A 14,608-nucleotide genomic window follows, 5' to 3' on the forward strand; every position below is an offset into this window, starting at 1 on the left:
CTCCGGCGTGCGTGTCGGACTATGTGTCGGACTACTTGCGCATGACCTCCGGTTCATGGCGGCGCAGCAGACGCGACACCGCGAAGCCGCAGACGACACCGATGAGCAGCAGGACCGAGACGTCGGTGACCCACTGGCCCGCCGTGTGTTCCCACAGCGGGTCCAGATTGGTGGGGTTGTCCGGGTCCCAGGGCGCCATCAGCGTGGAGAGGTTGAGTGTGGCGCCCGCGCCCGCGATGGCCCAGCGCGACGGCATCAGCCAGGCGAACTGCTCCAGGCCGGGTGAGTCGTAGATCTGGAAGATGACGCCGGTGAAGACGATCTGGACGATCGCGAACATGACCAGCAGAGGCATCGTCTTCTCGGCGGTCCTCACCAGCGAGGAGATGACCAGGCCGAACATCATCGAGGTGAGGCCGAGGGCGATCATCACGAGGCACATCTCGATGGCCGGCGGCATGAGCAGGCCCTCCGCGGGCAGCACCCGGGGCGCGAAGCCGATACCACAGATGATCACACCCTGGAGGGCGGTGATCACTCCGAGTGTGATGACCTTGGACATCAGATAGGCGGAGCGGGAGAGGCCGGTGGCCCGTTCCCGTTCGTAGATCACCCGTTCCTTGATCAGCTCACGGACGGAGTTGGCCGCGCCCGCGAAGCACATACCGACCGTGAGGATCAGCAGGATCGTGCCCGCGGCGCTGTTGAACCTGGCGGGCGCCTCGGGCGGGCCGAGGCCGAACTTCGCCGGGACGACGACACTGACCACGCCGAGCACGACGGGCAGTATCACCATCAGTGCCATGAAGCCCTTGTCGGACGCGATCACCGAGACATAGCGGCGTATCAGTGTCAGGAGCTGGGATCCCCAGCTCTGCGGCTTCGGCGGGCGCATCCGCTGCGCCGCAGGCATGGCCACGGACTGCGCGGCGACGGAGTCGATGTCGGCGGCGTACAGCTGGTAGTGCTGCGAGCCGCGCCAGCGGCCCGCCCAGTCGTAGTCGCGGTAGTTCTCGAAGGCCGAGAAGACATCGGCCCAGGTGTCGTAGCCGAAGAAGTTGAGCGCTTCCTCCGGCGGGCCGAAGTACGCCACGGAGCCGCCCGGCGCCATCACGAGCAGCTTGTCGCAGGTCGCCAGCTCGGCCACGGAGTGGGTGACGACCAGGACCGTACGGCCGTCGTCGGCGAGGCCGCGCAGCAGCTGCATGACATCACGGTCCATGCCCGGGTCGAGGCCGGAGGTCGGCTCGTCCAGGAAGATCAGCGACGGCTTGGTGAGCAGCTCCAGGGCCACGGACACGCGCTTGCGCTGGCCGCCGGAGAGCGAGGTGATCTTCTTGTCCTTGTGGATGTCGAGCTTCAGCTCGCCGAGGACCTCGCCGATCCTGGCCTCGCGCTCGGCCTCGGCGGTGTCACCGGGGAAGCGGAGCTTGGCGGCGTACTTGAGCGCCTTCTTCACGGTCAGTTCCTTGTGCAGGATGTCGTCCTGCGGGACCAGACCGATGCGCTGGCGCAGCTCGGCGAACTGCTTGTAGAGATTCCGGTTGTCGTAGAGGACATCGCCCTGGTCGGCGGGGCGGTAGCCGGTGAGCGCCTTGAGCAGGGTGGACTTTCCGGAACCCGACGGGCCGATGACCGCGATCAGCGACTTCTCGGGCACGCCGAAGGAAACGTCCTTGAGGATCTGCTTGCCACCGTCGACCGTCACCGTGAGATGACGGGCGGAGAAGGACACATCGCCGGTGTCGACGAACTCTTCGAGCCGGTCACCGACGATCCGGAAGGTCGAGTGGCCGACGCCGACGATGTCGTTCGGGCCGAGCAGTACGGTGCCGGACTTGGCGATCGGCTGGCCGTTGACGTAGGTGCCGTTGTGGGATCCGAGATCGCGGATCTCGAAGCGGCCGTCGGGCGCCGCCGTGAACTCGGCGTGCAGACGGGAGACCTGGAGGTCGGAGACGACCAACTCGTTCTCCAGGGCGCGGCCGATGCGCATGACCCGGCCGAGGGAGAACTGATGGAAGGTGGTCGGGCTGCGGTCGCCGTGCGCCGACGGGGCCCCCGCGCCCCGCTGGTGCGGTACCTGACCGTGCTGCCGCGGAGGTACGTACCCCTGCTCCTGAACGTGGGCCTGATGCTGTGCTTGGTGCTGTGGCTGTGCTTGGTGCTGGTGCTGTGCTTGGTGCTGGTGCTGTGCTTGGTGCTGTGGCTGTCCCTGGTACGGGTCCTGCTGCCAGCCCTGCTGCTGTGGGGGCTGCTGCTGAGGCTGTTGCTGCTGAGGCGCCCAACCGGGACCGCCCTGCTGCCGCGGCGCCTGCTGAGCCGGGACCTGCTGGGCCGCCGCGCCGGTGAGGCTCAGCCGGGGCCCGTCGGTGGCGTTGCCGAGATGGACGGCGGAACCGGGACCGATCTCCATCTGCTGAACGCGCCGGCCTTGTACATACGTACCGTTGGTACTGCCGTGGTCCTCGATGACCCAACCACGGCTCCCCCAGCTGATGGTGGCATGCCGCCACGAGACCCTGGCGTCATCGATCGCCAGGTCACCCTGCGGATCACGTCCCAGGGTGTATGTCCTGGACGGATCGAGCGTCCAGGTCCTTCCGTTCAATTCCAGTACGAGTTCCGGCACTCCATGCCCCACTTGTTGTCCCCCGATTTCCCCCGTGCAGGGAGTCTAGGGATGGCGAACATCGGGGGGAACTATTTCAGGCACGCAGCCAGGTTTGAAAGCCGGGCCTGGTGCGATACCGGCACAAGCTCGTAACAGCGCACACGGGGCGGCACGGGAAGGACCCGCAACAGGGACAAAGCCAGCGGGAACACCGATCGCGGCCTCGGTGACGGCGGGGTCCACGGTCCGGCCGCGCCGTTCGACGGCACCCCGTGTTCAGCCCTTATAGGTCGTACGGCCACCCGTCGTACGCCGACTTCACGCCACCGCCGGGGCCCCGCGGACGGTGCCGTTCCGGGCGGTGTCCGGTACGCGGGACAGACAGCGCGCACCGGCGATCCGCCCGATACGGTGGAAGCACCATGAGCGCATCTCAGCCCCCTCGGACCGCAGACGTCCCCACCCTCCTCGTCAAGATCTTCGGGAAGGACCGCCCCGGGATCACCGCCGGGCTCTTCGACACCCTCGCCGCCTACTCCGTCGATGTGATCGACATCGAGCAGGTCGTCACCCGTGGCCGGATCGTCCTGTGCGCGCTGATCACCGCGCCGACCGCGGGCGGCACCAGCGAGGGCGAACTGCGCGCGACCGTGCACAGCTGGACGGAATCGCTCAAGCTCCAGGCCGAGATCATCTCGGGCACCGGTGACAACCGGCCGCGCGGCAGCGGCCGTTCCCATGTCACGGTGCTCGGCAACCCACTGACCGCCGAGTCGACGGCGGTCATAGCGGCCACCATCACCGGGACCGGCGGCAATATCGACCGGATCTTCCGGCTGGCGAAATATCCGGTCACCGCCGTGGAGTTCGCGGTCTCCGGGGTGGAGACCGAACCACTGCGCACCGCACTGGCCACCACCGGATCCGAGATCGGCGTCGATGTCGCCGTCGTCTCGGCCGGGCTGCACCGCCGGGCGCAGCGGCTGGTGGTGATGGATGTCGACTCGACCCTGATCCAGGACGAGGTCATCGAACTCTTCGCGGCCCATGCCGGCTGCGAGGCCGAGGTCGCCGAGGTCACCTCCCGGGCGATGCTCGGGGAGCTGGACTTCGAGCAGTCCCTGCACGCCCGGGTGGCGCTGCTGGCCGGGCTGGACGCGTCGGTGGTGGAGAAGGTACGGGCCGAGGTCAGGCTCACCCCCGGCGCCCGCACCCTGATCCGTACGCTCAAGCGGCTCGGTTACCAAGTCGGGGTCGTCTCCGGTGGATTCACCCAGGTCACCGACGCCCTCCAGGAGCAGCTCGGGCTGGATTTCGCCGCCGCCAACACCCTGGAGATCGTGGACGGCAAGCTCACCGGACGCGTGGTGGGCGAGATCGTCGACCGCGCGGGCAAGGCCCGGCTGCTGCGCCGGTTCGCCGCCGAGGCGGGGGTGCCGCTGGCGCAGACCGTCGCGATCGGCGACGGCGCGAACGATCTCGACATGCTGAACGCGGCGGGGCTCGGCGTGGCCTTCAACGCCAAGCCCGTCGTCCGCGAGGCCGCCCACACGGCGGTGAATGTGCCGTTCCTGGACACCGTGCTCTATCTGCTGGGCATCACCCGGGAAGAGGTCGAGTCGGCGGACGGCGAGGACGTCTGACCGTACGCGGAAAGGCCCCGGCGCACGGTGCGTGTGCCGGGGCCTTCTCCATGAACGTGAACGGACAGATGGACGGGCGTACGGGTCGGCCGGTCCGGTCGGACCGGCCGCCGACCGTCGACCGGGTCGGTTCGCCGACCGGTCGGTCGCCGACCGGGTCAGTCGTGCGGGCTCCAGAAATCCACGAGCTTGCCCACGCCGTGCTCCACCGACTTCCAGCTGCCGTTGAGGACGATCACGGCGAAGGACGCGGTCGGGAAGCCGGTCCTGGTCATCCGGGCGATGGTGCCGCCCTCCCCCTCGCCCGAGAGCGCGTCGGCCAGTGCGTGCATACCCGGGTTGTGACCGACCAGTAGCAGATCGTTCACCTCGTCGGGCGTCTCGTTCAGCAGCGCGATCAGTTCACCGAGGCCGGCATCGTAGACCCGGTCCTCGTACACCGTCCTGGGACGCTGCGGCAGCTCCTGCACCGCCAGCTTCCAGGTCTCGCGGGTCCTGAGCGAGGTCGAGCAGAGAGCCAGGTCGACGGAGATACCGGTTTCGGCCAGCCGTCGGCCGGCCACGGAGGCATCCGCTCGGCCGCGATCGGCGAGCGGCCGTTCGTGATCGGACACGTCCGGCCAGTCGGCCTTCGCGTGCCGGAGTAGGACGATCCTGCGGGCTGTTTCGGCGCTCATGCATTCCAGCTTCGCATGAAACGCGCCATCGGGCGCAGGGTGTTGACGCACGGCCCCAGCACGGGTGAACGCTCCCCGCGACGGTCCCGCACTACCGCCCCAAGGTCAGATGAATGTGCTCCAGGATCCGGCCCACCGTGGCGTCGTCGGTCGCGGCGTGCGCCTGGCCGGGATCCGCCATCAGCAGGAACAACACGACGAAGGCGACGACGGGCAGCGCCACGGACCACCACGGCAGCCGGATCTCGACGCGGTCGGAGGAGGAGCGCGGGTGGAACCGGGAGCGGGTTCGGGCCGGCATGGCCGCCTCCGTAGGTCTGCGGTTGTCGAGGTACCTCAAACCTACGGATCATGGCTCCCGGATCCCATCCGGTGACCCACCCACTCGACCCTGACCCTGACCCCCTAGGGGACGGTGGTGCTAGCCCTACCTCTTTGCTTTTTGGGGGCTCGGTTCGCCTCCGGGCGCTTTATGCCCCTGTCGACGGTCGACCGTGCTCGCTCCCTCGTACCTCGGGGCCTGCGCGCGCTCTCCCTTTCGACAGCGGCGCGCCCTTCGGCTCACTCGCCACCGGAAAGACGGCACCCGGAACCGATTGGCACCCAAACCCCCGCCTTTGTGAGCCCCGGAGGCGAAGCGACCCTCGAAGGGATCACGGACTGGCGATGGAGGCGATGATGCTGATGATCACCATGATGCCGATGATCGTGCCGAAGACGAGGAGCAGCTTCCGCTGGCCGTTCTGAGGATTCGGGTCAAGGACTGGCATACGGTCAGTCTCGCATCCGGGCCTCGTCCTCTATCGTCCGGTCCCTGCCCGCCACGACGCCCGCCACCATCTGCGGCAGCAGGAACATCGCCATCAGCGCGATCGGCAGCCCCGAACCACCGGTGTGCTGGTACAACACGCCGACCAGCAGCGGGCCCGGGATCGAGATCAGATAGCCGGTGCTCTGGGCGAAGGCGGAGAGGCGTACGACGCCCGCGCCGGTCCTGGAGCGCATGCCGATCATGGTGAGGGCCAGCGGGAAGGAGCAGCCCGAGATCCCCAGCAGCACGGCCCAGACCCAGGCGCCCTCGGCCGGGGCGAAGTACAGGCCCGCGTAGGCGCCCAGTCCGCAGAGCCCCAGGGCGATGACGATCGGGCCCTGGTTCTTCATGCGCGCGGCCGTCCGGGGGATCACGAAGGCCAGTGGCACCCCCATCACCATGATGACGGCGAGCAGCAGCCCTGCCGTGCCCGCCGAGATCCCCGCGTCGCGGAAGATCTGTGGCATCCAGCCCATGATGATGTACGCGCCGGTGGCCTGGAGGCCGAAGAAACAGGCGAGCCCCCAGGCGGTACGGCTGCGCACGAGGCTCAGCTCCGAAGCCGGGGCCGGGGCCGGGGCCGACGCCGGCGCCGCGGCCGGGAGATCGGACGAGGGAGACGGTGATGTCGGAGCGGACGTCCGAGCGGCGGCGCCGCGAGCGCGGACGACGCCCAGCCAGGGCAGTACCGCGAGCGCGGCGAGTGCGGCCCACACCCCGAGCCCCGTACGCCAACTGCCACCCAGCGCCTCGGTCATGGGAACGGTCACGGCGGCAGCGAGGGCCGTGCCGAGCGCCAGGGCCATCGAGTACAGCCCGGTCATCGTGCCGACGCGGTCGGGGAAGTACCGCTTGACGATCACCGGCATCAGCACATTGCTGACGGCGATACCCATGAGCGCGAGCGCGCTCGCGGCGAGGAAGCCGACCGTGCCGCCGGCGAAGGGACGGATCAGCAGCCCTGCCGTGATCGCCACCATGCCCGCGCAGACGACCGCGCCGGGGCCGAAGCGCCGGGCCAGCCGGGGGGCCGCGAAGCCGAAGAGCGCGAAGCAGAACGGCGGTACGGAGGTGAGGACGCCCGCGACGCTGCCGCTCATGTGCAGCCCGTCCCGTACCTCTTCGAGCAGCGCGCCGAGGCTGGTGATGGCGGGACGGAGATTGAGGGCGGTGAGGACGAGTCCGACGACGAGAAGCCGGGTGAGCCAGGCTCCGGCCGACGGCCCCGGGGAGTCGGCGGACATGGACGGCGTCCGGCTCGGGGTTCTCACAGGCGCCTGAGACCCGGGGGGCGCTGGCGGCGGGAGCTGTATCTGCTGTATCTGTGTCTGCGGCTCGTCGGACATGGAGCCATCATAGAATCATGGGATGATTGGTTGTCCACACCAAGGAGCATCATGCCGCTGAACTCCCCCCGCCGCTCCGCGCTCTCCGACCAAGTGATCAGCGAGCTGCGGAATCAGATCACCTCGGGGGAATGGCCGGTGGGCTCACGTATCCCCACCGAACCCGAGCTGGTCGAGCTGCTCGGGGTGGCCCGTAACACCGTCCGTGAGGCGGTGCGCGCGCTCGCCCACAACGGTCTGCTGGACATCCGCCAGGGCTCGGGGACGTATGTCGTCGCGACCAGCGAACTGGCGGGGGTGATGCACCGCAGGTTCGCGACCGCCGATCCGAGACATGTCCTGGAGCTGCGTTCCACGCTGGAGTCATCGGCCGCGCGAATGGCGGCGGAGCGCCGTACGGAGCGGGATCTGCGGCAGTTGGACACGCTGCTCGCCCGGCGCGAGGAGGCATGGGACTCGGGCGACGCGGAGGTGTTCGTCGGGGCCGACGCGAGCCTGCACATGGCGGTCGTCGCGGCCTCGCACAACGATGTGCTGACGGCCGTCTACGCGGATCTGGGCCATCTGCTGCGCGACCACCTCCGCGACATCGTGGGGCGGGAGCTGCGGCCGGAGAACCATATGGACCACGCGCGGCTGGTGGCGGCGATCCGGGCGGGCGATGTGGAGACGGCGGGGGCCGAGGCCGCCGGCCATGGCCTCGGCTGCCTGGGGGAACGGGTCTGAGCCGGGCCCGGTACGGGCAGCGCGTCAGGGGTGAGCAGGTCAGGGCCGCTCATGGGTGATCCACACCTCGCGTATCTCCTTCCAGCACCGGTTGGTCAGCTCGGCGTACCCGGCCGGTTCGAGATCCACGGGCGCGCTGTCGGCGTCGATGTCCCACCAGCGCGCGCACTCCACGTGCAGCCGTATCCGGTCGGTCTCCGGGTACGGGTTGTGGCAGGACACGGTGGCGCGCGAGCCCTCCACCGTCGTACGGCAGGAGGCGTGGAAGCGGTCGGATTCGCCGGGGTTCGCGACGGCTCCGGCGCTCGGCCCACCGGTCAGGGTGACCGCGAGTCCCGTCGTGAGCAGAGCGGCTGTCGTGAGCGCTGTCGTACGGCGACGCAGCGGGCGCATGCGCACACACCTCCTGGCCCACGATGACCGGACGACCCCGGTTCGCTCAGTGTGCGGTGCGTCGCCGCTCTTTTCGACTCGGGGCGGACGCGGGCGGACGCGGGCGGTCGCGAACGGACGCGGGCTGACTCGGGCGGACGTCGACGTGGCCGGCACGTCCGGGCACGTCCGGGCGCGTCACGCGCGGAAGCCGCGCGCCGTCTCCTGGACGGTCGCGCGGCTTCCGGGGTCCGCGTACGCGGTACGGGCGTCAGGCACCCATCATGTGCACGCCACCGTCGACATGGACGATCTCGCCCGTGGTCTTCGGGAAGAAGTCCGACAGCAGACCGACGACACCGCGGCCGGCCGGCTCCGGGTCGGCCAGGTCCCAGCCGATCGGGGCGCGGTGGTTCCACACGTCCGCGAGCTCCTCGAAGCCCGGGATGGACTTGGCGGCCATCGACTTGATCGGACCGGCCGAGATCAGATTGCAGCGGACGTTCCGCGCGCCCAGGTCACGGGCGAGATAGCGGTTGGTGGATTCGAGCGCCGCCTTGGCGACACCCATCCAGTCGTACTTGGGCCAGGCCACCTGCGCGTCGAAGGTCAGCCCGACGACCGAGCCGCCGCGTCCCATCAGCGGCAGACAGGCCATGGTCAGCGACTTCAGCGAGTACGCCGAGACATGCACGGCCGTGCCGACGTCCTCCCATGAGCCCTCAAGGAAGTTGAAGGCGCCCTGCGGGCCGAAGGCGATCGAGTGCACGATGCCGTCGAGCCCGGCCCCGCCTTCGCCCTGGTACTCACGGATCCGGTCGGCCAGTCCGTCCAGGTGCTCCTGGTTGGTGACGTCCAGCTCGATGACCGGGGCGGGCTTGGGCAGCCGCTTCGCGATGCGCTCGACGAGCGTGAGCCGGCCGAAGCCGGTGAGGATGACCTCCGCGCCCTCCTCCTGCGCCACCTTGGCGGCGTGGAAGGCGATGGAGGACTCGGTGAGAACACCCGTGACGAGAATGCGCTTGCCGGCGAGGATTCCACTCATGTGATCAGTGACCCATGCCCAATCCGCCGTCAACGGGAATGACGGCTCCAGTGATGTACGAGGCGTCGTCGGAGGCGAGGAACCGCACCGTCGCGGCGATCTCCTCCGGCTGCGCATAGCGGCCGAGCGGTACCTGCGAGACGATGCCCGCGCGCTGCTCGTCCGTGAGCACCTTCGTCATATCGGTGTCGACGAAGCCGGGCGCGACGACATTGAAGGTGATGTTCCGCGAGCCCAGTTCGCGGGCGAGGGAGCGGGCGAAACCCACCAGACCGGCCTTGGAGGCGGCGTAGTTGGCCTGCCCCGCCGAGCCGAGCAGCCCGACCACCGAGGAGATCAGCACGACCCGGCCCTTCTTGGCGCGCAGCATGGCGCGGTTGGCGCGCTTGACGACCCGGAAGGTGCCGGTGAGGTTGGTGTCGAGCACGGAGGCGAAGTCCTCCTCGGACATCCGCATCAGCAACTGGTCCTTGGTGATACCGGCGTTGGCCACCAGCACCTCCACGGGACCGTGCTTCTCCTCGATCTCCTTGTAGGCCTGCTCCACCTGCTCGCTGTCGGTGATGTCGCAGCGGACCGCCAGGCAGCCCAGCTCCGTCAGGGCCCGCGGCGGCTCCCCGGACCGGTATGTGATGGCGACCTTGTCACCGTTGTCGGCGAAGGCGCGGGCGATGGCGAGGCCGATGCCCCGGTTTCCTCCGGTAACGAGAACCGAGCGGCTCAACGGATCAGCCTTTCCCTAGCGGTCTTCGAGCTGTCTGGTACATCGAAAACCTATCGGTACCGTGCCCGTCTCGGAGAAGCGACCCCTGACAGCGCCTTGGTGAGGACCCTGTTGGATCCCTACAGAAAATGGTGGGCAAGGAGCCGCCGACACGACATGATCGGGTCGACCAGTCTCGACGACAGGAGACATCAGTGCCTCATTCCATCGACGAAGCCTTCACGGCACTGCCGCTACGGGCGCTCGCCGACGCCGCGCTCGCCCGGGCCCGGGCGCTCGGCGCCGACCATGCCGACTTCCGCTTCGAGCGGGTACGCGGCGCGGCCCTGCGGCTGCGGGACGGCAAGCCCGCCGGCTCGTCGGACACCACGGATCTCGGCTACGCGGTCCGGGTGGTGCACGGGGGCGCCTGGGGTTTCGCGTCCGGGGTCGATCTCTCCATGGACGCCGCGGCGCGGGTCGCGGGACAGGCCGTGGCGATGGCCAAGCTGTCCGCGAAGGTGATCTCCGCCGCCGGTTCCGACGAGCGGGTCGAGCTGGCCGAGGAGCCGGTGCACGCCGAGAAGACCTGGGTGTCGGCGTACGAGATCAACCCGTTCGAGGTACCCGACGAGGAGAAGAGCGGGCTCCTGGCGGAGTGGAGCGGGCGGCTGCTGCGGGCCGAGGGCGTGGCGCATGTGGACGCCTCGCTGCTCACCGTCCATGAGAACAAGTTCTACGCGGACACGGCGGGTACGGTCACCACCCAGCAGCGCGTCAGGGTCCATCCGCAGCTCACCGCCGTGGCGGTCGACGGCGAGAGCGGCGAGTTCGACTCGATGCGCACGATCGCCCCGCCGGTCGGCCGGGGCTGGGAATACCTCACCGGGACCGGCTGGGACTGGGACGCCGAGTTGGAGCGCATCCCCGGGCTGCTCGCCGAGAAGATGCGCGCGCCGAGCGTCGACGCGGGCACCTACGACCTGGTCGTCGACCCGTCCAATCTGTGGCTGACGATTCACGAGTCGATCGGCCACGCCACCGAGCTGGACCGCGCCCTGGGGTACGAGGCGGCGTACGCCGGGACCTCGTTCGCCACGTTCGACCAGCTCGGGAAGTTGGCGTACGGCTCCTCGGTGATGAATGTGACGGGCGACAGGACCGCCGAGCACGGCCTTGCCACCATCGGCTACGACGACGAGGGCGTCGAGGCGCAGTCGTGGGACCTGGTCAAGGACGGCACGCTCGTCGGCTACCAGCTGGACCGCAGGATCGCGAAGCTCACCGGTCTCGGCCGCTCCAACGGCTGCGCGTACGCGGACTCGCCGGGCCATGTGCCCGTGCAGCGCATGGCGAATGTGTCGCTGCGGCCGGATCCGGGCGGGCTGAGTACGGAGGATCTGATCGGCGGGGTGGAGCGCGGGATCTATGTGGTCGGCGACCGGTCGTGGTCGATCGACATGCAGCGCTACAACTTCCAGTTCACCGGGCAGCGGTTCTTCCGTATCGAGAACGGCAAGCTGGCGGGCCAGCTGCGGGATGTCGCGTACCAGGCGACGACCACGGACTTCTGGGGCTCGATGGAGGCGGTCGGCGGACCGCAGACGTATGTGCTGGGCGGCGCCTTCAACTGCGGCAAGGCCCAGCCCGGGCAGGTGGCCGCGGTCTCCCACGGCTGCCCTTCCGCCCTCTTCCGCGGCGTCAACATCCTCAACACCACGCAGGAGGCCGGACGATGAGCGGGACGACCACCATCGGCCGGGGGTCCGGCCCGTGGCGCAGCCGCAATCTGGCGCCGTGCCCCCCGGGACAGCACAGTCTCAACACCACGCAGGAGGCCGGACGATGACCACCAGCCGTATCAGCAAGCCGCACGAGATCGTCGAGCGCGCCCTCGAACTGTCCACCGCCGACGGCTGCGTGGTCATCGCCGACGAGCAGTCCTCCGCCAATCTGCGCTGGGCGGGCAACGCGCTGACGACCAACGGCGTCACCCGGGGCAGGACGCTGACCGTCATCGCGACCGTCGACGGCTCGCAGGGCACCGCGTCCGGTGTCGTGTCGCGCTCCGCCGTCACCGCCGATGATCTGGAGCCGCTCGTACGGGCCGCCGAGGCCGCCGCGCGCGGGGCCGGGCCCGCCGAGGACGCGCGGCCGCTGGTCGACGCGGGGCAGGTGTCGGGAGACTTCACCGACGCGCCCGCCGAGACCACCTCCGCCGTCTTCACGGACTTCGCGCCCGCGCTCGGTGAGTCGTTCGCCCGTGCCCGGGCCGGCGGCCGGGAGCTGTACGGGTTCGCCAACCATGAGCTGACCTCGACCTATCTCGGTACGTCCACGGGCGTACGGCTGCGCCACGACCAGCCGAGCGGCACGCTGGAGCTGAACGCCAAGTCGCCCGACCGCACCCGCTCGGCCTGGGCGGGCCGGTCCACCCGTGACTTCAAGGATGTGGACCCGGCCTCCCTCGACACGGAGCTGGCGCGTCGGCTGGCGTGGGCCGAGCGGAAGACCGAGCTGCCCGCGGGCCGGTACGAGACGCTGCTGCCGCCGACCGCCGTGGCCGATCTGCTGATCTACCAGCTGTGGTCCTCGACCGCCCGTGACGCGGCCGAGGGCCGTACGGTCTTCTCCCGTCCCGGCGGCGGCACCCGGGTCGGCGAGAAGCTCTCCGAGCTGCCGCTGACCCTGCGCAGCGACCCGCACGAGCCCGGCCTGGAGTCGGCGCCGTTCGTGATCGCGCACTCTTCCGGAGATGACGCCTCCGTCTTCGACAACGGGCTGCCGCTGACGGCGACGGACTGGGTACGGGACGGCGAGCTGGCGCGTCTGATCACCACCCGGCACAGCGCGGCGCTGACCGGGCTGCCGGTCGCGCCCGGTATCGGCAATCTGATCCTGGACGGCGGGGGCGAGCGCTCGCTGGAGGAGATGGTCAGCGGCACCGAGCGCGGGCTGCTGCTGACCTGCCTCTGGTACATCCGCGAGGTCGATCCGGCGACGCTGCTGCTCACCGGGCTGACCAGGGACGGCGTCTATCTCGTCGAGAACGGCGAGGTCACCGGCGAGGTGAACAACTTCCGGTTCAACGAGTCGCCGGTCGATCTGCTGTCGCGGGCCTCGGAGGCCGGTCGTACGGAGAAGGCACTGCCGCGCGAGTGGGGCGACTGGTTCACCCGGGCCGCGATGCCCGCCCTGCGTATCCCCGATTTCAATATGAGCTCGGTCAGCCGGGGGGTATGACCCCCATACACTGGCCGGTAGTACATCCCAGTGAACCTGTGAACCGTTCGAGGAGAGAAACGACCGTGACGGACATCGTCGACGAGCTGAAGTGGCGCGGGCTGTTCGCCCAGTCCACTGACGAGGACGCTTTGCGTAAGGCGCTCGCGGACGGTCCCGTCACGTTCTATTGCGGTTTCGATCCCACGGCGCCCAGCCTGCATGTCGGACATCTCGTGCAGGTGCTGACCGTCCGCAGGCTCCAGCGGGCCGGGCACCGGCCGCTGGCGCTGGTCGGCGGGGCCACCGGTCAGATCGGTGATCCCCGGCCGACCGCCGAGCGGACGCTGAACGACCCGGAGACGGTCGCCGGCTGGGTGCGGCGGCTGCGGTCCCAGATCGAGCCGTTCCTGGACTTCGAGGGTCCGAACGCCGCGACCATGGTCAACAACCTGGACTGGACCGCGTCGCTGTCCGCGATCGAGTTCCTGCGGGACATCGGCAAGCACTTCCGGGTGAACAAGATGCTCACGAAGGACTCCATCGCCCGCCGGCTGGAGTCCGACGAGGGCATCAGCTACACCGAGTTCAGCTACCAGTTGCTGCAGAGCATGGACTTCCTGGAGCTGTACCGCCGTTACGGCTGTGTCCTCCAGCAGGGCGGCAGCGACCAGTGGGGCAATCTCACCGCGGGTCTCGATCTGATCCACCGCCTGGAGCCGGGCGCCACCGTGCACGCGCTGGCGACGCCGCTGATGACGAAGGCGGACGGGACCAAGTTCGGCAAGACCGAGGGCGGGGCCGTCTGGCTCGACCCGGAGATGACCACGCCGTACGCCTTCTACCAGTTCTGGCTGAACGTGGACGACCGTGACATCTCCGCGTACAGCCGCATCCTCAGCTTCAAGAACCAGGCGGAGCTGGAGGAGCTGGAGCGGGCGACCTCGGAGCGTCCGCAGGCCCGCGCGGCCCAGCGGGCGCTGGCGGAGGAGCTGACGACGCTCGTCCACGGCGCCGAGCAGTGCGCGGCGGTCGTCGCGGCGTCCCGGGCGCTGTTCGGTCAGGGTGAGCTGACGGGGCTCGACGAGGCGACGCTGAGCGCGGCGCTCTCCGAGCTGCCCCGCGCCGAGGTCACCGAGCCGGCGTCGGTGGTCGATCTGTTCGCCGAGACGGGTCTGGCGCCCAGCAAGTCGGCGGCTCGCCGTACGGTCAAGGAGGGCGGGGCGTACGTGAACAACGTCAAGGTCTCCGACGGGGACGCCGTGCCGGACCGTACGGAGCTGCTGCACGGCCGCTGGCTGGTGCTGCGCAGGGGCAAGAGGAACCTGGCCGCGGTGGAGGTCACCGCCTCCGTCTGAGGCCCGGGAGTCGGCTGCGGCCGGGAACGCGCACGCGTTCCCGGCCGTAACCGTCCCGCCCTGTCCGGACCGGCGCCCGTGTCCGGTGTCC

Annotated in this window: 13 protein-coding genes; 5 read left to right on the forward strand and 8 right to left on the reverse strand. The window is 69.5% G+C overall.

What is annotated here, in order from left to right; all coding sequences use genetic code 11:
* Nucleotides 1–31: 31 nt before the first annotated feature.
* Nucleotides 32–2,632, reverse strand: coding sequence for an FHA domain-containing protein (locus AB0M67_RS02745; RefSeq protein ID WP_365741893.1), 2,601 nt, complete (start codon nt 2,630–2,632; stop codon nt 32–34).
* A gap of 404 nt (nt 2,633–3,036) precedes the next feature.
* Here AB0M67_RS02745 and serB point away from each other — a divergent pair, with 404 nt between their 5' ends.
* Nucleotides 3,037–4,257, forward strand: coding sequence for a phosphoserine phosphatase SerB (gene serB / locus AB0M67_RS02750; protein ID WP_365741895.1), 1,221 nt, complete (start codon nt 3,037–3,039; stop codon nt 4,255–4,257).
* 158 nt (nt 4,258–4,415) lie between these two features.
* Here serB and AB0M67_RS02755 read toward each other — a convergent pair whose 3' ends face one another.
* The 4 genes from AB0M67_RS02755 to AB0M67_RS02770 all read right to left on the reverse strand — a co-directional run bounded on the left by AB0M67_RS02755 (nt 4,416) and on the right by AB0M67_RS02770 (nt 6,989).
* On the reverse strand, nt 4,416–4,934 hold the full coding sequence (locus AB0M67_RS02755) for a histidine phosphatase family protein (RefSeq protein ID WP_365741897.1): 519 nt from the start codon (nt 4,932–4,934) through the stop codon (nt 4,416–4,418).
* Between the two features lie 91 nt (nt 4,935–5,025).
* Nucleotides 5,026–5,235, reverse strand: coding sequence for a hypothetical protein (locus AB0M67_RS02760; protein ID WP_365741899.1), 210 nt, complete (start codon nt 5,233–5,235; stop codon nt 5,026–5,028).
* Between the two features lie 352 nt (nt 5,236–5,587).
* Nucleotides 5,588–5,704, reverse strand: coding sequence for an SGM_5486 family transporter-associated protein (locus tag AB0M67_RS02765; RefSeq protein ID WP_365741901.1), 117 nt, complete (start codon nt 5,702–5,704; stop codon nt 5,588–5,590).
* A gap of 4 nt (nt 5,705–5,708) precedes the next feature.
* Nucleotides 5,709–6,989 carry a CynX/NimT family MFS transporter gene (locus AB0M67_RS02770; RefSeq protein WP_365741903.1) on the reverse strand — a complete coding sequence of 427 codons (1,281 nt, stop codon included), beginning with the start codon at nt 6,987–6,989 and terminating at the stop codon, nt 5,709–5,711.
* A 153-nt stretch (nt 6,990–7,142) separates the two neighbouring features.
* Between AB0M67_RS02770 and AB0M67_RS02775 the strand changes: the two genes are divergently transcribed.
* The gene (locus AB0M67_RS02775) at nt 7,143–7,817 is read left to right on the forward strand and encodes a FadR/GntR family transcriptional regulator (protein ID WP_365741905.1); all 675 of its coding nucleotides are present in this window, start codon (nt 7,143–7,145) and stop codon (nt 7,815–7,817) included.
* Between the two features lie 39 nt (nt 7,818–7,856).
* Here AB0M67_RS02775 and AB0M67_RS02780 read toward each other — a convergent pair whose 3' ends face one another.
* The 3 genes from AB0M67_RS02780 to fabG form a co-directional block, all read right to left on the reverse strand.
* The gene (locus AB0M67_RS02780) at nt 7,857–8,210 is read right to left on the reverse strand and encodes a hypothetical protein (RefSeq protein ID WP_365741908.1); all 354 of its coding nucleotides are present in this window, start codon (nt 8,208–8,210) and stop codon (nt 7,857–7,859) included.
* Nucleotides 8,211–8,460: 250 nt separating this feature from the next.
* Nucleotides 8,461–9,234, reverse strand: coding sequence for an enoyl-ACP reductase FabI (gene fabI / locus AB0M67_RS02785; RefSeq protein WP_365741910.1), 774 nt, complete (start codon nt 9,232–9,234; stop codon nt 8,461–8,463).
* Between the two features lie 4 nt (nt 9,235–9,238).
* Nucleotides 9,239–9,958: a 3-oxoacyl-[acyl-carrier-protein] reductase gene (fabG, locus tag AB0M67_RS02790; RefSeq protein ID WP_249950557.1), complete on the reverse strand. Its 720-nt coding sequence runs from the start codon at nt 9,956–9,958 to the stop codon at nt 9,239–9,241.
* Between the two features lie 194 nt (nt 9,959–10,152).
* On the opposite strand from fabG, the gene AB0M67_RS02795 reads away from it, so the two are divergent.
* The 3 genes from AB0M67_RS02795 to tyrS all read left to right on the forward strand — a co-directional run bounded on the left by AB0M67_RS02795 (nt 10,153) and on the right by tyrS (nt 14,517).
* Nucleotides 10,153–11,676, forward strand: coding sequence for a TldD/PmbA family protein (locus AB0M67_RS02795; RefSeq protein ID WP_365741913.1), 1,524 nt, complete (start codon nt 10,153–10,155; stop codon nt 11,674–11,676).
* A 106-nt stretch (nt 11,677–11,782) separates the two neighbouring features.
* Nucleotides 11,783–13,180, forward strand: coding sequence for a TldD/PmbA family protein (locus AB0M67_RS02800; protein ID WP_365741915.1), 1,398 nt, complete (start codon nt 11,783–11,785; stop codon nt 13,178–13,180).
* A gap of 65 nt (nt 13,181–13,245) precedes the next feature.
* Nucleotides 13,246–14,517 (forward strand): tyrosine--tRNA ligase, encoded by a 1,272-nt coding sequence (gene tyrS / locus AB0M67_RS02805; RefSeq protein WP_365741917.1) that lies wholly within the window; start codon nt 13,246–13,248, stop codon nt 14,515–14,517.
* Nucleotides 14,518–14,608: the final 91 nt, after the last annotated feature.

Source organism: Streptomyces sp. NPDC051662, from assembly GCF_040681655.1.
Taxonomy (GTDB): Bacteria; Actinomycetota; Actinomycetes; order Streptomycetales; family Streptomycetaceae; genus Streptomyces.